The 20,137-nt window shown below is 42.5% G+C and carries 17 protein-coding genes; 16 read left to right on the forward strand and 1 reads right to left on the reverse strand.

The genetic code is table 11. From position 1 onward, the window contains the following. Window positions 1-128 precede the first annotated feature (128 nt). The 13 genes from purC (at window position 129) to CLV38_RS04605 (ending at window position 14,596) form a co-directional block, all read left to right on the forward strand. Window positions 129-839, forward strand: coding sequence for a phosphoribosylaminoimidazolesuccinocarboxamide synthase (gene purC / locus CLV38_RS04545; protein WP_106192170.1), 711 nt, complete (start codon window positions 129-131; stop codon window positions 837-839). A gap of 15 nt (window positions 840-854) precedes the next feature. Then, entirely contained in the window at window positions 855-1,115 is a 261-nt protein-coding gene (gene purS, locus CLV38_RS04550; protein ID WP_106192124.1) for a phosphoribosylformylglycinamidine synthase subunit PurS, read from the forward strand. 2 nt (window positions 1,116-1,117) lie between these two features. Then, window positions 1,118-1,801, forward strand: coding sequence for a phosphoribosylformylglycinamidine synthase subunit PurQ (gene purQ / locus CLV38_RS04555; protein WP_106192126.1), 684 nt, complete (start codon window positions 1,118-1,120; stop codon window positions 1,799-1,801). Continuing rightward, on the forward strand, window positions 1,798-4,029 hold the full coding sequence (purL, locus tag CLV38_RS04560; RefSeq protein ID WP_106192129.1) for a phosphoribosylformylglycinamidine synthase subunit PurL: 2,232 nt from the start codon (window positions 1,798-1,800) through the stop codon (window positions 4,027-4,029). The genes purQ and purL overlap by 4 nt, the downstream gene beginning before the upstream one ends. Beyond that, window positions 4,005-5,456 carry an amidophosphoribosyltransferase gene (gene purF, locus CLV38_RS04565; protein ID WP_106192131.1) on the forward strand — a complete coding sequence of 484 codons (1,452 nt, stop codon included), beginning with the start codon at window positions 4,005-4,007 and terminating at the stop codon, window positions 5,454-5,456. Before purL ends, purF begins: the two co-directional genes overlap by 25 nt. 49 nt (window positions 5,457-5,505) lie before the next feature. Further along, window positions 5,506-6,540, forward strand: coding sequence for a phosphoribosylformylglycinamidine cyclo-ligase (gene purM / locus CLV38_RS04570; RefSeq protein WP_106192134.1), 1,035 nt, complete (start codon window positions 5,506-5,508; stop codon window positions 6,538-6,540). Next, window positions 6,533-7,132, forward strand: coding sequence for a phosphoribosylglycinamide formyltransferase (gene purN, locus CLV38_RS04575; RefSeq protein ID WP_106192136.1), 600 nt, complete (start codon window positions 6,533-6,535; stop codon window positions 7,130-7,132). The genes purM and purN overlap by 8 nt, the downstream gene beginning before the upstream one ends. Before the next feature lie 2 nt (window positions 7,133-7,134). Further along, a complete protein-coding gene (gene purH / locus CLV38_RS04580; RefSeq protein WP_106192139.1) occupies window positions 7,135-8,670 on the forward strand; it encodes a bifunctional phosphoribosylaminoimidazolecarboxamide formyltransferase/IMP cyclohydrolase in 1,536 nt (511 codons plus the stop codon). Between the two features lie 363 nt (window positions 8,671-9,033). After that, window positions 9,034-10,290 carry a phosphoribosylamine--glycine ligase gene (gene purD, locus CLV38_RS04585; RefSeq protein WP_106192173.1) on the forward strand — a complete coding sequence of 419 codons (1,257 nt, stop codon included), beginning with the start codon at window positions 9,034-9,036 and terminating at the stop codon, window positions 10,288-10,290. Between the two features lie 46 nt (window positions 10,291-10,336). Then, window positions 10,337-10,825 (forward strand): 5-(carboxyamino)imidazole ribonucleotide mutase, encoded by a 489-nt coding sequence (gene purE / locus CLV38_RS04590; protein ID WP_106192141.1) that lies wholly within the window; start codon window positions 10,337-10,339, stop codon window positions 10,823-10,825. Further along, complete coding sequence (gene purK, locus CLV38_RS04595) at window positions 10,818-11,945, forward strand: 5-(carboxyamino)imidazole ribonucleotide synthase (RefSeq protein WP_106192144.1); 1,128 nt, start codon at window positions 10,818-10,820, stop codon at window positions 11,943-11,945. Before purE ends, purK begins: the two co-directional genes overlap by 8 nt. A 12-nt stretch (window positions 11,946-11,957) precedes the next feature. Then, window positions 11,958-13,256 carry an adenylosuccinate lyase gene (gene purB / locus CLV38_RS04600; RefSeq protein WP_106192147.1) on the forward strand — a complete coding sequence of 433 codons (1,299 nt, stop codon included), beginning with the start codon at window positions 11,958-11,960 and terminating at the stop codon, window positions 13,254-13,256. A 347-nt stretch (window positions 13,257-13,603) separates the two neighbouring features. Continuing rightward, on the forward strand, window positions 13,604-14,596 hold the full coding sequence (locus CLV38_RS04605) for a D-2-hydroxyacid dehydrogenase (protein WP_106192150.1): 993 nt from the start codon (window positions 13,604-13,606) through the stop codon (window positions 14,594-14,596). Between the two features lie 50 nt (window positions 14,597-14,646). Here CLV38_RS04605 and CLV38_RS04610 read toward each other — a convergent pair whose 3' ends face one another. Then, entirely contained in the window at window positions 14,647-15,033 is a 387-nt protein-coding gene (locus CLV38_RS04610; protein ID WP_106192152.1) for a hypothetical protein, read from the reverse strand. 287 nt (window positions 15,034-15,320) lie between these two features. Here CLV38_RS04610 and licT point away from each other — a divergent pair, with 287 nt between their 5' ends. From licT to CLV38_RS04625, 3 genes are all read left to right on the forward strand, one after another. Next, window positions 15,321-16,157 carry a BglG family transcription antiterminator LicT gene (gene licT / locus CLV38_RS04615; protein WP_106192155.1) on the forward strand — a complete coding sequence of 279 codons (837 nt, stop codon included), beginning with the start codon at window positions 15,321-15,323 and terminating at the stop codon, window positions 16,155-16,157. Between the two features lie 187 nt (window positions 16,158-16,344). Continuing rightward, window positions 16,345-18,297: a beta-glucoside-specific PTS transporter subunit IIABC gene (locus tag CLV38_RS04620; protein ID WP_106192158.1), complete on the forward strand. Its 1,953-nt coding sequence runs from the start codon at window positions 16,345-16,347 to the stop codon at window positions 18,295-18,297. A gap of 68 nt (window positions 18,298-18,365) precedes the next feature. Further along, window positions 18,366-19,808, forward strand: a complete 1,443-nt coding sequence (locus tag CLV38_RS04625; protein WP_425427770.1) for a glycoside hydrolase family 1 protein — start codon at window positions 18,366-18,368, stop codon at window positions 19,806-19,808. Window positions 19,809-20,137: the final 329 nt, after the last annotated feature.

Genomic DNA, 20,137 nt, shown 5'->3' on the forward strand with positions numbered 1-20,137 from the left:
ATCATGAAAAGGTTGACTAGATGCTGAATACTATTTATGATGAAGGCACATCATAAATAAGAACGATTTTAAAGATAACGGCTTTTAATGTTCGTGTTTTAATGAGCTTTTATAGGAGGAGTAATTTGTTGGAAAAAAGAGAGCTTCTTTACGAGGGAAAAGCGAAACAATTATTTGAAACAACTGAACCTGACGTTCTTTGGGTCACCTATAAAAACCAGGCCACAGCCGGAAATGGTGCGAAGAAAGAAATGATAGCGGGTAAAGGTCAGTTGAACAATCAGATCACCAGTCTTTTATTTGAAAAACTGAAAGAAAAAGGAATTCCCAGTCACTTTATCAAGCAGTTGTCTGAGACAGATCAGGCTATTGAAAAAGTGGCCATGTTCGATTTGGAAGTTGTGGTCAGAAACGTTGCCGCAGGTAGTTTTTCGAAACGATTAGGGGTCGAAGAAGGGATAGATCTTCCGTTCCCTGTGCTGGAATTTTATTTAAAAGATGATGATTTAAATGACCCGATCATAAATGATGATCATGTATTGGCACTTGAACTTGCTACAACAGAAGAGATAAACGAACTTAAAGAAAAAACACTGAAAATTAATGACGCCTTGATCGACTTGTTCAAACAGGTCAATATTCGCCTGGTTGATTTTAAACTTGAATTTGGAAAAACAAAAGAAGGAACGATTGTATTAGCAGATGAAATTTCGCCGGATACCTGCCGATTGTGGGATCTAAACACGAACGATCGACTGGACAAGGATATTTTCAGACAAGACCTTGGAGACATCATTCCTTTGTATCAGGAAGTACTGGATAGACTAACTCAATTATAAGAGGAGAAGTGAATCATGTATAACGTAAAAGTATATGTAACCTACAAAGAATCTATTTTAGACCCTCAAGGTGAGGCTGTTAGAGGAGCCGTTCACCGTATGGGATTTGATGAAATTGATGATATTCGTATCGGAAAATATTTTGAAATCAAAGTATCCAAGCAGGAAGAACGGTCAGTTGAAGATGTCATTGAGACAGTATGCGACAAACTGCTGGCTAATGTCGTGATGGAAACATACCGTTATGAGATCGAAGAAGTAAAGGAGACGGTTTAAGCATGCGATTCGCAGTGATTCAATTTCCCGGTTCCAATTGTGATGTCGATTTGCTCCATGCCATAAGAGATGGTGTGGGAGAAGAAGCAGAGTATGTCCCGCATACTGCAGATAGTCTAGAAGGATTCGATGGTGTACTGCTGCCTGGCGGATTCTCATACGGAGACTACCTTAGAAGTGGTGCTATTTCACGCTTTTCCAATATTATGAGCGAAGTCAGTCGGTTTGCTGAAGAAGGTAAACCTGTCTTTGGAACGTGTAATGGATTCCAAATACTTGTAGAAGCGGGCCTGCTCCCTGGTGCCCTGCAGAGAAATAAACAGCTGCACTTTATCTGTAAGACAACTGAATTAAAAGTAGACAACAACCAGACTAAATTCACGTCTAAATATCAAAAAGACGAAGTGCTCACGATTCCCATTGCACATGGAGAAGGCAGTTTCTATTGTGATGACGACACGCTTGCAGACTTGAAAGCCAATAACCAGATCGTCTTTACCTATGCATCTGACAATCCGAATGGTTCTATTGAAAATATTGCCGGGATCATCAATAAGAAAGGCAATGTACTTGGAATGATGCCTCACCCTGAAAGAGCCATTGAAGATCTGCTTGGATCAAGTGATGGCTTGCGCTTCTTTCAATCAATGATTAGTAACTTTGTAAAGGAGACTGCAGACGTATGAAAACCATCCACGAACCCTCAGCAGAAATGATTAAAGACGAACGCATCTATGCCCAGTGGGGACTGACAGATGAAGAGTATCGTCAGATTTCAGAAGACATATTAGGCCGTTTACCAAATTACACTGAAACAGGGTTGTTCTCCGTTATGTGGAGTGAACACTGTTCCTATAAAAATTCAAAACCGGTTTTGCGTAAGTTTCCGACAGAAGGCCCTCATGTTCTTCAGGGACCTGGAGAAGGTGCTGGAATCGTTGATATTGGGGACAACCAGGCTGTTGTGTTTAAAGCAGAGAGTCACAATCACCCATCAGCGGTCGAACCATATGAAGGTGCAGCTACAGGCGTAGGTGGCATCATCCGTGATATTTTCAGTATGGGTGCGCGTCCGATCGCAATGCTTGATTCGCTTCGTTTTGGAGAGCTTGACAATGAACGCACCAAATATTTATTGGAAGAAGTGGTCGCCGGTATCGGTGGCTATGGTAACTGTATCGGCATCCCGACTGTGGGTGGCGAAATCGGGTTTGACCCCGTCTATAAAGGGAACCCGCTTGTTAATGCCATGTGTGTCGGACTGATTGATCACAAAGATATTCAAAAAGGTCAGGCTAAAGGTGTCGGCAATACGATTATGTACGTCGGGGCTAAAACGGGTCGAGACGGTATTCATGGGGCAACCTTTGCATCTGAAGAATTCAGTGACGGCGAAGAATCTGAACGCTCAGCTGTTCAGGTCGGCGATCCATTTATGGAAAAACTTCTGATGGAAGCGTGTCTGGAACTGATCAAGGACCACAGTGATATTTTAGTCGGGATTCAGGACATGGGTGCAGCCGGACTGGTTTCATCGAGTTCTGAAATGGCATCAAAAGCCGGAAGCGGACTGGTTCTGAATCTGGACGATGTACCTCAGCGTGAAACACACATGACACCTTACGAAATGATGCTGTCAGAATCACAGGAACGCATGCTGATTTGTGTCACAAAAGGATCAGAAGAACGAGTGAAAGAATTGTTTTCAAGATACGAACTGGATGCGGTCAATATTGGCTATGTAACGGATGACGGTCAATACCGCCTGTTTCATCACGGAAAGCCGGTAGCGGATCTGCCTGTCGATGCTTTGGCAGAAGAAGCACCTGTCTATCATAAAGAATACACTGAACCTGCTCGTATTCAACAGTTTAAAGACATGAAAGATTTCGAACCAATCGTTGAAAATGCGGGAGAAACACTTAAGCAACTTCTCCAGCAGCCGACGATTGCGTCTAAAAAATCGATTTTTGAAACATACGATTCAATGGTCAGAACGAATACAGTGGTTGGACCAGGAAGCGATGCAGCAGTATTGCGTATCCGTGGGACTCGAAAAGCATTGGCCATGACGACAGACTGTAACGCCCGTTACTTGTATTTGAACCCTGAAATGGGTGGTCAGATGGCAGTCGCGGAAGCAGCCAGAAATATCGTCGCAAGTGGGGGAGAACCTTTAGCTATTACAGATTGTCTGAATTACGGGAATCCAGACAAACCAGAAGTATTCTGGGAATTATGGACTTCAGCTGACGGTATTGCTAAGGCGTGTAACACATTAGGAACGCCTGTTATTTCAGGAAATGTCTCTTTATATAATGAAACAAACGGGGAAGCCATCTATCCAACACCGATGATCGGAATGGTTGGATTAGTGAAAGACTTGGATCACGTGACGACATCAGAATTCAAGCAGGCTGGAGATAAGATCTTTTCAATCGGAGAAACGAAAGCAGACTTTAACGGATCAGAACTACAGAAAATGCAATTGGGGAGAATCGAAGGCGAGCTGTTCGATTTTGATATAGATAAAGAAAAAAGAATTCAAGATAAAGTACTGAAAGCTATCCGTAACGGATGGATCCAAAGTGCGCATGACTGTTCTGAGGGCGGACTGGCTGTTGCTTTGATCGAATCAGCTTTCCCTAAAGAACTGGGAATAGATGTCTCAGTGGATATACCAAAAGAATGGCTGTTTTCTGAATCACCTTCACGTTTCGTATTATCAGTGAAACCGGAAGTGGCTAAAGAGGTTCAGGCATTATTCGGAGCAGATGCAGTGGAAATCGGAGAAGTGACAGACACAGGAACAGCAATGATTCAAACACATAATGATCAAATGGAACTGAACGTACACGAAGCAAAACAGATTTGGGAAGGAGCAATTCCTTGGTTACTGAAATCAAAAGTTTAAATGAAGAATGTGGGGTATTCGGTGTGTGGGGACACCCGGATGCTGCTCAGTTGAATTTCTTCGGCCTTCACAGTCTGCAGCATAGAGGCCAGGAAGGTGCGGGGATCGTCACTAACCATAATGGACGCTTAAAAGGACACCGAGATCTTGGCTTACTGTCAGAAGTATTTAAGGATGAACGCGAACTGCAGAGATTATCTGGAGAAGCAGGTATCGGGCATGTCCGTTACAGTACAGCTGGGAACAACAGCATTTTAAATATCCAGCCTTTTCTGTTCAAATTTCATGATGAAGAACTGGCACTTGCGCATAACGGAAACTTGATCAATGCACTGAGTCTTAGACAAGAACTGGAGGATGATGGAGCGATTTTCCATTCTAATTCAGATACAGAAGTACTGATGCATCTGATACGTCGCAGTAAAAAAAGTACGTTGATGGGACGCTTGAAAGAAAGCTTGAATACCGTTAAAGGTGCGTTTGCTTACGTCATGCTGACACCGGATGCACTGATCGGCGCGCTGGATCCAAACGGATTCCGTCCACTGTCGATCGGTCAGATGGAAAATGGGGCATATGTCCTGGCAAGTGAAACCTGTGCGCTGGAAGTAGTGGGCGCAGAATTTGTCCGTTCAGTCCAGCCGGGCGAAATTGTTATTATAGACGATTCGGGCTACACAATCGAAACATATACGGATAACACATTGCTTCAAATTTGTTCAATGGAATACATTTACTTTGCGCGTCCGGATTCAAATATAGCCGGTGTAAACGTGCATACGGCGCGTAAAAATATGGGGAAACGACTGGCTAAAGAATCACCAGTAGAAGCTGATATGGTGATTGGCGTACCCAACTCATCATTATCTGCAGCAAGCGGGTACGCTGAAGAAAGCGGCATTCCATATGAAATGGGACTCGTTAAAAATCAGTATGTCGCTCGTACCTTCATTCAGCCGACTCAAGCATTGAGAGAACAAGGCGTTCGAATGAAATTATCAGCTGTCAGAGGTGTTGTTGCCGGTAAGAAGGTCATCATGGTAGACGATTCCATTGTTCGAGGAACAACCAGCAAGCGGATCGTTCAGTTACTGAAAGAAGCAGGAGCGGCCGAAGTGCATGTGCGTATTTCTTCTCCTCCTCTAAAATACCCATGTTTCTACGGAATCGATATACAAAACCAGAAAGAACTGATTGCGGCTGATTATTCTGTTGAAGAAATTCGCGAGAAAATCGGAGCAGATAGCTTATCTTTCTTAAGTATCGATGGAACAGTTGAATCAATCGGTCTTAAATTTGATGCACCACATAACGGCTTATGCATGTCTTACTTTACTGGAGACTATCCAACGCCTTTATATGATTATGAAGTGGACTACAGAACGACATTGAATAAAATCAAAGAAAGCAATCCGCAAATGGTTTGATTTTCAACAAACAAATGAAATGAACGAAGAATACAGGAGGATCTATTAAATGGGAAATGCCTACACCAAAGCAGGAGTCAATGTAGAAGCAGGTTACGAAACGGTTGAACGCATCAAGAAACATGCCAAGCGTACTGAACGATCGGGGATGATGGGCGCTCTGGGCGGTTTCGGAGGAGCGTTTGATTTGTCTGCACTAAACGTCAAAGAGCCGGTTTTGGTTTCTGGAACAGATGGGGTAGGGACTAAGCTTTTAATAGCGATTCAACAGGATAAACACGACACGATCGGCATCGATTGTGTCGCTATGTGTGTTAATGATATTTTAGCTCAGGGAGCTGAACCGCTTTATTTCCTGGATTATATCGCCACAGGAAAAACCGTTCCGGAAAAAATGGAACAGATCGTAGCTGGCATATCTGACGGATGTGTTCAGGCAGGTGCGGGCTTGATCGGTGGAGAAACAGCTGAAATGCCGGATATGTATGGTAAAGACGATTACGATGTGGCCGGTTTTTGTGTCGGTGTCGTGGAAAAAAGCCAACTCCTTACACCTGAGCATGTGTTGACCGGAGATAAACTGATCGGGCTGTCTTCAAGTGGGATCCATTCTAACGGGTACTCTCTCGTCAGAAAAATCTGTTTTGAACAAAATGACTTCACCTATGATGAAAAATTTGAAGAGCTGGGAGAATCGACATTGGGCGAAGCTCTGCTTGAACCCACAAAGATTTATGTGTCATCTGTGCTTCCTCTTCTCAAAAAAGGATGGGTACACGGCATATCACATGTGACGGGTGGGGGATTTGTAGAAAACCTTCCCCGTATGTTGCCTGAAGGATTATCGGCGACAGTTAAATTAGGGTCATGGAAGATTCCCGGCATTTTCTCATTCCTTGAAAAATATGGAGCATTAAACCGTGAAGAAATGTACGGTATTTTCAATATGGGTATCGGCATGGTTTTAGCTGTTCCTGCAGAAAAAGAAAAAGAAGTTCTTGAGAGTCTTGCTCAAATGGGGGAAACAGCTGTAACAATCGGTGAAGTAAGTGAGGACGAAAACGAGGCGATCCGTTTTGACTAAAGAACAGCCGGTCAGACTGGCCGTTTTCGCATCTGGAAGTGGATCGAATTTCGAAGCAATCGTTCGTGCTTTCCAAACGGATCAAATTAATGCAGAAGTGGCTTTACTTGTATGTGACAGACCAGATGCATTTGTTTTGAAGAGAGCCGAAACACTAGGTGTCCCTTCTGTCGCCTTTCGACCAAAATCTTTTGACTCAAAAGAAGCTTATGAACAAGAGGTGCTGGACCATTTACTGGGAGCCTCTATTGATCTAGTAGTTCTGGCGGGTTACATGAGAATAGTCGGGAACACGTTACTGAAAGCTTATCCGAACAAATTAATGAATATCCACCCCTCTTTACTGCCCCGTTACCCTGGGAAACAGGGAATAGTAGATGCATTTGAAGACGGAGCGACTCAAACGGGTGTAACGGTCCATATAGTTGATGAGGGCATCGATACGGGTCCGATTCTGGCACAAGAAACAGTTGCGATCGAACCTGACGATACGATAGAATCACTAGAGAGGAAGATTCATGCAGTCGAGCATGAATTGTTTCCGAAAGTCATTCAAACCTATATCAAAAAGTTGCAGAAGGAGCACGCCTAATTATGAAACGCGCACTTATTAGTGTATCAGACAAGACTAACATAGTAGAGTTTGCAAAAGCGCTGGTCGATCAGGATGTAGACATCATATCGACCGGCGGTACAAAGAAAGTATTGGATGAAGCTGGAATCTCAACTCTTTCAATTGAAGAAATAACCGGATTTCCTGAAATGATGGATGGGCGTGTAAAGACTCTGCACCCACTTATTCACGGAGGCTTACTAGGGCGTCGTGACCTGAACAGCCATATGAAAGCAATGGATGAGCACAATATTCAACCGATCGATTTTGTCTGTGTGAATCTTTATCCTTTCAAAGAGACCATTTCAAAATCAGACACGACTCCAGAAGAAGCCATTGAGCAGATCGATATTGGCGGCCCCAGCATGCTGAGAAGCGCTGCGAAAAATTTTGCTTCCGTTACTGTCGTTGTTGACGCAGCTGATTATTCATTAGTAATTGACGAACTTGAGGCAGATGGCGAAACGACTTTGGAAACCAGACAGCAATTAGCTGCAAAAGTTTTCCGTCACACAGCAAGCTATGATGCACTGATAGCTGATTACTTAACTGATTTATCAGGAGTAGAAGAACCTGAAACACTGACCCCCACTTATACATTGAAACAACCTTTACGCTACGGTGAAAACAGTCACCAGACTGCTCTGTTTTATGAAGAACCGTTAGCGTCCAATTTTTCCATAGCCAAAGCTGAACAGCTGCACGGAAAAGCTTTATCGTATAATAACATCAAAGATGCAGATGCAGCTATCCGCATTGTGCGTGAATTTGATGAGCCGGCTGCAGTAGCGGTCAAGCACATGAACCCATGTGGAATCGGAATCGGTCAGACGATCGAAGAAGCATTCGACCGTGCCTATGAAGCAGATTCGATGTCTATTTTCGGTGGAATTGTTGCCTTGAACGAAGAAGTATCTGTCTCAGCAGCAGAAAAACTGAGCAAAATCTTTCTGGAAATCGTCATTGCACCTAGTTTCTCTGAAGAAGCACTGGCTGTTTTAACTAAAAAGAAAAATATTCGCCTGCTTCAACTGGACTTTTCTGACGCGAAAAAAGGCGGAAAAGAAACTGTTGCTGTTTTAGGCGGACTATTGATTCAAGACCAGGACATGGTAGCCGAAGAAGACACACCTGAATGGAAAGTCGTGACAGAAAATGCCCCGACTGAAGAACAGATGAAAGCTTTAGCGCTCACATGGAAAGCGGTCAAGCATGTTAAAAGTAATGCCATCGTTGTAGGAAATGACAAGCAGACTTTAGGTATCGGTGCCGGTCAGATGAACCGTGTCGGGGCTGTTAAAATCGCTATCGAACAAGCTGGAAATAAAGCAAAAGAAGCTGTTCTGGCTAGTGATGCCTTTTTCCCAATGGATGACAGCGTTGAATACGCCGCGAAACATGGGATTCAAGCCATTATCCAGCCGGGTGGAAGTGTCAAAGATCAGGCTTCGATCGATAAAGCGAACGAATACGGAATCGCGATGGTCTTTACGTCTATGCGTCATTTTAGACATTAAGAAAAGTCAGATTTTATAGTCCATTCGACAGTTTATTCAGAAGTTTGTACAATTGAGGAGTAAACTTCCGAAGATTCTGAGTTTTCTAATGAAGTAGATACATTTTCAGAGTCAATTTCTTGAGAAAAAAGATAAGCTTCAGAAGTTGTCTTTCAAAAAGATTAAACTTCTTAAGATAATAAGTAATTATCCTGCAAATGGGAGACGCAACGCTCAATAGTTGCTGTTGAACCCAGGATATTGAACAGTTTTCACTATAGTCGCTAAACAGAATCAATAGAATGAGGATAAGAGAGGGGAACCTCTCTTTCATTTTTCTATTTTTACATAGGAAGTATAAGAATGATCAAAGGGGAGAACAGAGTGAAACTTTTAGTTATCGGAGCAGGTGGTCGTGAACATGCAATTGCTAAAAAGCTACTATCCAGCAGTCAGGTCGAGGCTGTTTTTTGTGCACCGGGAAACCCGGGGATGAGACGTGACGGCATTCAGGTCTTGCCTATAACGCAGGACGATCATGAAGGATTGATCACTTTTGCAAAAAAAGAGAAAATTTCCTGGACAATTGTTGGTCCTGAAGTGCCTTTGTTCAATGGCATCGTTGATGATTTCCAATCTGAAGGATTACCCGTTTTCGGACCGTCCAAAGCGGCGACGCAGATTGAAGCATCGAAAGAATTTGCGAAAGAACTGATGGTGGCTAATCATATCCCAACAGCCAACTATCAGGCTTTCGACACGTTTGAAGAAGCTAAAGAGTATGTGTTGAATGGCCCGATTCCTATTGTCATAAAAGCAGATGGATTGGCTGCAGGTAAAGGAGTCGTTGTGGCGGAAACGAAAGATGCAGCACTCAGCGCTTTAGAAGACATGATGCTTGATAAAAAATATGGAACTCATAATGCAAGAGTCGTTATAGAAGAGTATTTAACGGGAGAAGAGTTTTCTTTAATGGCATTCGTCAATGGTGAAAAAGTGTACCCGATGGTCATCTCACAAGACCATAAACGCCTGCTTGAAGGAGATAAGGGGCCGAATACTGGAGGCATGGGCGCTTATGCACCTGTTCCTCATATAGCTGAATCAGTTGTGAAAGAAGCCACTGAACGCATATTGAAACCGGCCGCAGAAGGCATGGTTAAAAACGGGACACCCTTTACCGGTATTTTATACGCGGGTGTAATAGCAACGACTGAAGGACCCAAAACAATTGAATTCAATGCACGATTCGGAGACCCGGAAACACAAGTCCTGATGAATCGGCTGGAATCAGACCTGGCCCAAGCTATTACTGATATACTGGAAGACAGAGAACCTGAACTGATCTGGAAAAAAGACGGCGTGAGTTTAGGCGTTGTCGTTGCGGCAGAAGGATACCCCGAAGCCTACAACAAACACATTCCGTTAGCTCTTCCAGACACGAATGATAAGATCCAACTGTATTTTTCCGGGGTAACTGAAGATGAAAGTGAATTGGTATCAGATGGCGGCCGCATTTATTTAGTGGAGGCATCCGGTGATTCAATGGAAGAGGCACAAGGCCTTGTATATGAGGCGCTTGAGTCTGTGGATACAGCAGGGTGCGTTTACAGGACAGATATCGGACACAACGCATTATAAAAGAGAACAATAAAAAAAGGAACCACAACTACAGGAGGCGTTTGATTTGGCAATTGAAGTAGGAGTCGTCATGGGCAGTACCTCTGACTGGGAAACAATGAAGCACACATGTGATGTATTGGATGAACTGAAAGTCGCTTATGAGAAAAAAGTAGTATCAGCTCACCGAACACCTGACTTGATGTTTGAGTATGCAGAAAAAGCACGCAAACGCGGCCTTAAAGTTATTATTGCCGGAGCAGGGGGAGCCGCTCATTTACCGGGTATGCTTGCCGCCAAAACAACCTTGCCCGTTATTGGTGTACCTGTGCAGTCAAAAGCTCTGAACGGCCTGGATTCACTCTTGTCGATCGTTCAGATGCCAGGCGGTGTTCCTGTTGCAACCGTTGCGATCGGAAAAGCAGGTGCGACCAACGCAGGACTTCTAGCCGCTCAAATTCTGGGGACTACTCAATCTGATATTGCCGAACGAGTCGAATCAAGACGGGAAACCTTAAAACAGAAAGTCATGGAAAGTAGTGACAACCTTGTCTAACTTAATCAAACCAGGAAGCACGATAGGGATTATTGGTGGAGGTCAGCTTGGACGGATGATGGCCTTTTCTGCTAAAGAAAGAGGCTACCGCATAGCTGTTCTCGATCCGACTCCTGATTGTCCGACTGCTCAAGTAGCGGACGTCCACATTGAAGCCGCTTATGATGATTTAGATGCCTTGAAAGAACTGGCTGAACAAAGCGATGTGCTGACCTATGAATTTGAAAACGTAGATGCAGAAACGATCGACCGTGTACTGTCTGAAGTAGAGATTGCTATTCCTCAAGGAACAGAGCTGCTTTTAAACACTCAAAACCGCTTAACAGAAAAAGATTTCCTGAAAAAAGCAGGCATTCCCATTGCATCCTATGCTAAAATTGAAACGAAAGCTGATTTGACCCAAGGGATCGATAAATTGGGCTATCCGTCTGTCTTAAAAACTATTCAAGGTGGTTATGACGGAAAAGGACAAGTCGTTTTAAAATCAGATTCAGATTTAAAAGAAGCTGAATCGTTATTGGAAAAAGGGACGTGTGTGCTGGAAGAATGGGTATCATTTGATAAAGAAATTTCTATCATGGTGGCTCGTAATGCATCAGGAGATGTTGTAACTTTACCTGTTTCAGAGAATATCCATCTAAATAATATTCTACTTAAAAGTATTGTGCCTGCCCGTGTTTCAGAGGACAGTTTGAACGAGGCTGAAACGATTGCAAAAACGATTGCTGATACGATGAATTTAGTGGGCGTGCTGGGTGTTGAACTGTTTCTGACAGATTCTGGAAAAATATACGCTAATGAACTGGCACCGCGTCCGCATAACTCCGGACACTATTCAATCGAAGCCTGTTCGGATTCACAGTTTGATTTGCACATCAGAGCGATCTGCGGCTATCCTTTGCCAGAAGTCGACTTGCTGAAACCGGCTGTAATGGTCAATATACTGGGTGAACATTTTGAATCAGCTATAGAACTGAATGCATCACACCCGTCCTGGCATGTCCATAACTACGGGAAAAACGGGGTCAAAGTCGGACGTAAGATGGGACACGTCACAATCTTGACGGATTCTATAGAAGAAACCTTGGACGCAATCGATGAAACGAAAATTTGGAATTAGGAGACTGTTTATATGATTGAACGCTATACGAGACCTGAAATGAAAGAACTCTGGTCAGAAGAAAATCGCTATAACTCATGGCTGGAAGTAGAAATTTTAGCCGACGAAGCATGGGCTGAACTCGGCGACATTCCTAAAGAAGATGTACAGAAAATCCGTGAGAATGCTTCTTTTAATATCGACCGTATTTTAGAAATCGAAAAACAGACCAAACATGATGTGGTTGCCTTTACACGTGCTGTTTCTGAATCTCTTGGAGCTGAGAAGAAATGGGTCCATTACGGATTGACCAGTACAGATGTTGTCGATACAGCTTACGGCTATCAGCTGAAACAGGTCAACGACGTGTTGAGAAAAGATTTGCAGAAACTGCTTGAAGTCATTGGTGAAAGAGCGAAAGAACATAAATACAATGTTACAATGGGCCGGACTCATGGTGTGCATGCTGAACCGACCACTTTCGGACTGAAGCTGGCTTTATGGTATTCAGAAATGAAACGCCACATCGAGCGGTTTGAACATGCTGCTAAAGGTGTAGAAGCTGGGAAAATAAGTGGTGCAGTGGGGACTTTCGCGAATATCCCGACGTTCGTTGAAAAATATGTCTGTGAAAAACTGGGCACGCGTCCACAGGAAATATCCACTCAAGTTCTGCCGCGTGATCTGCATGCTGAGTATTTGAGCTCGATCGCTCTGATTGCGACTAGTGTAGAAAAATTTGCAACGGAAATAAGAGGACTGCAGAAATCTGAAACCAGAGAAGTAGAAGAAGGCTTTGCAAAAGGACAAAAAGGGTCATCCGCTATGCCGCATAAGCGTAATCCGATCGGTTCAGAAAACATGGCCGGACTGGCTCGTGTAATCAGAGGGCATATGGTGACAGCTTACGAAAATGTCAGCCTATGGCATGAACGTGACATCTCGCATTCTTCAGCTGAACGTATTATCTTACCAGACAGTACAACTTTACTGAACTATATGCTGAACCGTTTTTCTAATATTGTCAGTAACCTGACGGTGTTCCCAGAAAATATGAAGCGCAACATGGATGCGACACTTGGACTGATCTACAGCCAGCGTGTTTTGCTGAAACTGATCGATAAAGGCTTGAGCCGCGAAGATGCTTATGATTTGGTACAGCCTAAAACGGCTATTGCATGGGATGAGCAGACAGCATTCCGTCCACTTTTAGAAGAAGACAAGGAAATCATGTCTATTTTGAGCCTGTCAGATATCGAAGAGGCATTCGACTACAATTATCATTTAAGAAACGTAGATGAAATATTCACTCGAGTTGGATTAGGCGAGTAAAAGTGATACCCTGTAGAAACAGTGAAAAGCTGCTTCTATAGGGTGTTTTAGACTCTAAAATAAATGAGGTTGAGTTTAGAGTTCATTTATCTAATGAACTGCACATTTAGCAGAAAAACTGCAGTTTAACCGATTCGAAACTCAGTGAAGTTCAGTTTTATCTGATTTAGTGAAGTTCATGTAGAATAACGAGTCCTGTACTGTACATTTTTGAAAAAAAGACTAGTTTAGCACGTCATTCTTCTGCTGAACTACACTATAGAAGTAAAATAAATATGAAGATAATCTGGTTTACCAGATTATCTTCATATTTATTCAAGAAGTTAGTTACGAAGGGATGAATCAAAATGAAACTGATCATGTTCAGTGTGCGTGAAGACGAAAAAGCAGCTATAAACAAATGGGAAACACGAAAGGGAATAGAGATTACACCAGTCAGTGAAGATCTTTCTCTAGAAAATATCGATCTCGTGGAAGGATTCGATGGCATTTGTATTCAGCAGCGAACGGAACTAAAAGATGAACGACTTTACAAGAAACTGTCTGCTTTCAATATAAAGCAGATTTCTCTTAGAACAGCCGGGTACGATATTGTCGATATGGAACTGGCAGAAAAATATAATCTGGCTGTCACAAATGTACCGGCGTATTCGCCGCGTTCGGTAGCGGAATTAGTTGTTACGCAAGTCATGCGTCTAATTCGAAACTTTCCGGTCATAGAATCCAATATGGCTAGAGGAGATTTTAGATGGTCTGGACTGGTGGCTAAAGAAATCCATACCTTGACAGTTGGCATCATCGGCGCAGGTCACATCGGAGCAACCACTGCCCGTTTATTTAATGCCTTAGGTGCAAACGTTATTGCGTATGATCCAATACAATACGATAGATTAAAAGAAGTTCTAACATATAAATCAACTCAAAAAGAAGTGCTGGAATCCGCGGATATTGTCAGCCTTCATGTGCCACTGGATAAAACGACACTGAATCTGATCGATGCAGAAGCACTGAATCAGATGAAATCAGGCGCCTACTTGATAAATGCTGCGCGAGGTCCTGTGGTTGACACAAATGCGCTGATTGATGCGCTTGAATTCAAAAAATTAGCAGGAGCAGCACTTGATACGCTCCCGCAAGAACAGTCCTTTTTTAATCAGGATTTAACGGCTCAAGAGTTCCCTGACGAACATCTCCAGAAACTGATGAACACAGAGACAGTTCTGATTACTCCACACATAGGGTTCTACACGACCGAAGCGGTGCAGAACATGGTGGATATTGCATTAGATAGTGCGGTATCGGTTATTGTAGATGGAGTAAGTGAAAACAGAGTAAAATAAAAACCGTCTGCTGAATTCGCAGGCGATTCCTTATATATCATGATGGTAACTTATCCTTCAACGATAGCCATGTAATAAAGATACTCGTCGTCAACATCAGCAATCAGAACATCATGTCGTCCATCAGCTTCAAATATGTCTGTTCCTATAGGAAGAAGGTTAGCTGTACCGTGCGAAAAACCCTCGGGGTCAGAAGCGTTTTCTTCGATCGTCATGACTCTTTTTCCAGTTGTCAGTTCCAGCTCATCGACCCAATCGATGTTTGTCTGATAAATGACATCATTGTATTGAAAAATATCGGCATCTGGTTCAAGTCTCAGTATCTCTTCAGGAGTGATTTCCGAGATAGTCACTACTTGTTCTTCCGTACCAGTCGTACATCCAGTGAGAATCGATATATAAGAAACCAGTAGTAACAGTGACAAGTTTGAATGCATACAAGCGACCTCATTTCCTGGGTATTGATGTGACAAATTAAGTATACAAGATGTTTAATAAAATTCAGAAAAAAACGCTTGCATGATATTTTGAAGCGTGTTATAGTTTACTCAGAGTTAAATAACAGGAACAGAACTGGATTGTTACTGATCTGAAAAGATGCAGGCAAAACCTGAATTGATCCGAGAACTTTATCTGTGAGGCAGACTGTCTTCAGGAAAGGTTTGGGATGAGTTTAGGTTTATTTTTTTGGAAAAGTCCGTTTAGGGGGTGTCAGACTAGTGAAATGAAAATTGAAAAAATATTAAACAACAATGTTGTGCTTACTTTGAATGAATCCAATCAGGAAACAGTTGTTATGGGGAGAGGGATTGCGTTTCAGAAAAAAGTAGGACAAGACATTGAAACCGATAAAATTGAAAAAACCTTTATTCCGGAAGGGCAGGAAGTACTTGAAAATCTTGCCAATTTGTACCGTGATATCGATCCTGATATTTTGGAGATAGCCACTAACGTCATCAAGTATGCACAAGGGGTACTGCGTTTGAAATTAAGCAATCATATTTATTTGACCCTGCCTGATCACTTGAGTTATGCCATCAGTCGGACAAAAGAAGGTCTCGATATCAGAAATCCCTTAACATGGGAAATCAAGCGCTTTTATAAAGTGGAATATGAAATAGGGTTGAAGGCCATTTCGCTTGTAAAAGACGAGATGAGCATACTGCTCCCTGATTCAGAAGCGGCTTCCATCGCGCTTCATATCGTCAATGCAAGACAAGACAACTCAGATCTGGGTGTCACGATCCGCATGACTGAACTGGTTCAGGATATATTGAATATCGTTCACTTTTACTACGGTATGACTTTTGATGAAGATTCATTTCAATACACCCGTTTCATCACTCACTTGCAGTACTTTGCAAGACGACTGCTTCATCAGGAACGACGGGAATCAAATGACGATTTTCTATATGATCAAATCCAAAAAAAATATCAGAAAGCTTTTAAATGTACGGAACGCATCAATGACTACCTGTTAAATGTCGAAAACACGTCTTTAACAAAAGATGAACAGCTGTATCTCGCGATACACATACAGCGTGTAACGACTGAAGATTGACTGTCAATTAAATAGACTGATCTATCACTGATGGATTGTTACTGGTTAGACCAGGCAAAACCTGAATTGATAGTCAACGCACTATTCTTTAAGAGGAGTAGTGTCGTATTGACTATCGATTTGGGTTTTTTTCATTAATGGAATTAAAAATTAAAAAACAAACCCAAAAAGAAAGAAGGAAAATAGAATGGCTTACGAAGAACTGGCAAAAAAAATCGTCGAAAATGTCGGCGGCAAAGGTAATATCAATAATCTGACACACTGTATCACGCGTTTACGTTTCAAATTGAAAGACGAGAATAAAGCAAATACAGATGTTCTGAAAAACATGGATGGCGTCGTGACGGTCATGCAGAGTGGCGGACAGTATCAGGTCGTTATTGGAAATCATGTACCGGATGTTTATCAGCAAGTCCTGATCGAAGGTGGCTTAGGTGGCGAGTCAAGTGACGCTGCAGATGACGGGCCAAAAGGAAACCCGTTTGACCGATTTATTGATTTAGTCTCAGGCATTTTCCAGCCAGTCCTTGGTGTTTTGGCTGCGACTGGGATGATCAAAGGATTCAACGCTTTATTTCTGGCTGTTGGATGGTTAACAGCAGAATCGGGCACATATCAAATTCTAGATGCAACAGGAGATGCATTATTTTACTTCTTCCCAATATTCCTTGGATATACAGCTTCCAAGAAATTGAAACTGTCACCATTTATCGGTATGGCAATTGGTGGAGCGCTCGTTTATCCTAGTATGGCAGGTTTAGCAACTGGTGAAACACTGTATACTCTATTTGAAGGAACTGTCTTTGCCTCTCCAGTTGTCCTTGAATTTCTGGGTATACCTGTTATTTTACCTCAAGGTGGATATGGCTCCACAGTTATTCCGATTATTTTAGCCGTACTATTCGCAGCTAAAGTAGAAAAACTGATAAAAAAAGTGGTGCCTGATGTCATAAAATTATTTATTGTTCCATTTTTAACTTTACTGATTGCTGTCCCATTAACTTTTATCGTTATTGGACCGATCGCAAACATTGCTGCCAACTTGATTGGAGCGGGAACTTTAGCTGTCTATAATTTCAGTCCAATTATTGCAGGACTGGTAATCGGTGGATTCTGGCAGGTATTCGTTATTTTCGGTCTGCACTGGGGACTTGTTCCGGTAGCCATCAACAACTTATCTGTTTATGGATATGATCCAATTCTAGCATTATCATTTATTGCATCATTTGCACAGGTAGGGGCCATTATCGGCGTCCTGTTGAAAACAAAAGAATCAAAAGTAAAAACACTTGCTATACCGGCCATCATATCAGGAATGTTCGGTGTTACAGAACCTGCAATCTATGGTATTTCATTGCCGCTTAAAAAGCCATTTATCGTCAGCTGTATCGGCGGGGGGCTAGGTGGTGCGGCATTAGCATTGATTGGGACAAGAACGTACACCATTGGTGGTCTTGGCGTCTTTGGCTACACGAACTTCATCAATCCGGAAATTACGGGTGTAGGTAACATGTACACTATTATTGCAATCTCTATAGCAGGCATGATCTTCGGAGCTGTCGTCACTTACCTGTTAGGATTCGGTAAAGTATTTGAAGATGATAAAACAGCAACGACTCAAGGCGTTGAATCTAAACCTGAAACAGCCGGACCAGTTATTGAAGCAAACGGCGAAACATACATTGAAAAAGAAGTGTTGGCAAGTGTGATGGAAGGGAACGTTATTCCATTAAGTCAGGTTAAGGACGAAGCTTTTGCATCAGGTGCTATGGGTAAAGGGGTGGCTGTTGAACCAGTCAATGGAAAAGTGTTCTCACCTGTTAATGGAGAGATCACAGTATTGTTCCCGACGCACCACGCTATTGGAGTGAAAAGTGATGAAGGTGTAGAAATCCTGATCCATATCGGTATGGATACTGTCCAGCTTGACGGAAAAGGTTTTGCACCTCAAGTCAAGGTAGGAGACAAAGTTGCAGCTGGTCAGCTTCTGATTGAATGTGATCTGGATATCATTAGAGATGCTGGATACAGCACGGTAACCCCAGTTATCGTGACCAATTCAGATGAGTATCTGGATGTCCTGACAACTGACGAATCGGCTATCGATGCATCTGGTTACCTGATGACCGTTGTCATATAAGAAGACGAATAGAAGAGGCAGAAATAGAAACTGCCTCTTTGTTATAAAAAGATGAAAAGGGGATTTTATTGATGACTGAACAAGTATTTAAAGACGGTTTTTTATGGGGTGGGGCAACTGCTGCCAATCAATTTGAAGGTGGTTACGACGAAGGCGGTAGAGGACTTAACTTAGCCGACGTATTGCCTGGCGGAAAAGAGCGTCTGAAATTACTGGCTTCTTCCGGATTTGATTTTGAAATGGATACAGATAAGTATACGTACCCGAACCATGAAGGAATCGATTTCTACAACCGTTATAAAGAAGACATCGCGTTATTTGCTGAGATGGGCTTTAAAGTGTTCCGTATGAGTATTGCCTGGAGTCGTATTTTTCCAAAAGGTGACGAGCAGGAACCAAATGAAGAGGGCCTGGCTTTTTATGACCGCGTCTTCGATGAGCTGGCTAAATACGACATTGAACCACTTGTCACGATTGCTCACTATGAAACACCGCTTCATTTAATCAAAGAATATGGCGGATGGAAAAACAGAAAATTAGTTGAATTTTTCGATCGCTATGCTGAAACATTGTTTACCCGCTACAAAGATAAAGTCAAATACTGGCTGACATTCAATGAAATTAATGGAGCGACTCACATGCCGTTATTCGGTTTAGGTTTTTCTCCTGAAAGTCCTGAAACAAGATTGCAGGAAAGCTTCCAGGGGCTTCACCACCAGTTCGTGGCAAGTGCACGGGCTGTTCAAAAAGCGCATGACATCATTCCTGAATCACAAGTCGGATGTATGCTGATTTATGCGCCAGTTTATGCGGCTGACTCTAACCCGGTTAACATCATGCATGCAAGACAGGAAGCTGATTTATTCAACTTCTTATGCGGAGATGTACATGTTCGAGGAGAGTATCCTTACTTTGCCGAGCGTTACTTCAATGAAAACGACGTGACAATCGAAATGGAAGACGGCGATCTGGAAACCATTAAGAACGGGACTGTCGACTTTATTTCATTCAGCTATTACATGTCTCGTACAGATAAAAAAGAAAAAACAGCTGAAGAAATTGGCCAGGGAAATCTGATTGGCGGCGTTAAAAATCCATTCCTCAAGGCAAGTGACTGGGGATGGGAAATCGATCCAGTGGGTCTGCGTATTGCATTGAACGAATTATACGGTCGTTATCAGCTTCCGCTGATGATTGTAGAAAATGGATTAGGCGCGTACGATAAAGTGGAAGAAGACGGATCGATCAATGATGATTACCGTATTGACTACCTGCGTGAGCATATTAGAGAAATGGGCGAGGCAGTTAAAGACGGTGTGGACCTGATCGGCTATACGAGCTGGGGCTGTATCGATCTGGTCAGTGCGTCAACGGGCGAATACTCTAAACGTTACGGCTTTATCTATGTCGACAAGCATGACGACGGTTCCGGAACGATGGACCGTAAAAAGAAAAAATCATTCGACTGGTACAAACAAGTCATCGAGTCAAATGGGACAGATTTAGACTAGTAAAAAAGATCATTTGAAATAGTAGTTAAGTAAAGCACTGATGAATCTGACTTTTAAGCCAGTTTTATCAGTGCTTTTTATAAATGATTACCCGCAGAGGTCTGAAACTTAAGAAGTTACAGTAAGATATGAAGCAAACTTCTGAAGATAAACGGACACTCTTAAGAAGTTTAACTATGTTGAGGAGAAACTCTTTAAGATCAGGCACTATTTTCAGTAGTTACACAAAAGAAAGAGAGTGTAAAATATTTTGTGTAAATAGAAAAAAGGAAGTCCCTTCTGTAGAATAGAGTTACCACACTAAATTCACAGAAAAGAGGACTTCCCTA

The organism is Alkalibacterium olivapovliticus (assembly GCF_003003275.1).
In the GTDB taxonomy this organism is placed as follows: Bacteria; Bacillota; Bacilli; order Lactobacillales; family Carnobacteriaceae_A; genus Alkalibacterium; species Alkalibacterium olivapovliticum.

Coding starts and splice junctions, on each gene's coding strand:
- purS (WP_106192124.1), top strand. CDS start 855: ATGTATAACGTAAAAGTATATGTAACCTACAAAGAATCTATTTTAGAC.
- purQ (WP_106192126.1), top strand. CDS start 1,118: ATGCGATTCGCAGTGATTCAATTTCCCGGTTCCAATTGTGATGTCGAT.
- purL (WP_106192129.1), top strand. CDS start 1,798: ATGAAAACCATCCACGAACCCTCAGCAGAAATGATTAAAGACGAACGC.
- purM (WP_106192134.1), top strand. CDS start 5,506: ATGGGAAATGCCTACACCAAAGCAGGAGTCAATGTAGAAGCAGGTTAC.
- purH (WP_106192139.1), top strand. CDS start 7,135: ATGAAACGCGCACTTATTAGTGTATCAGACAAGACTAACATAGTAGAG.
- purB (WP_106192147.1), top strand. CDS start 11,958: ATGATTGAACGCTATACGAGACCTGAAATGAAAGAACTCTGGTCAGAA.
- CLV38_RS04605 (WP_106192150.1), top strand. CDS start 13,604: ATGAAACTGATCATGTTCAGTGTGCGTGAAGACGAAAAAGCAGCTATA.
- CLV38_RS04610 (WP_106192152.1), bottom strand. CDS start 15,033: ATGCATTCAAACTTGTCACTGTTACTACTGGTTTCTTATATATCGATT.
- licT (WP_106192155.1), top strand. CDS start 15,321: ATGAAAATTGAAAAAATATTAAACAACAATGTTGTGCTTACTTTGAAT.
- CLV38_RS04620 (WP_106192158.1), top strand. CDS start 16,345: ATGGCTTACGAAGAACTGGCAAAAAAAATCGTCGAAAATGTCGGCGGC.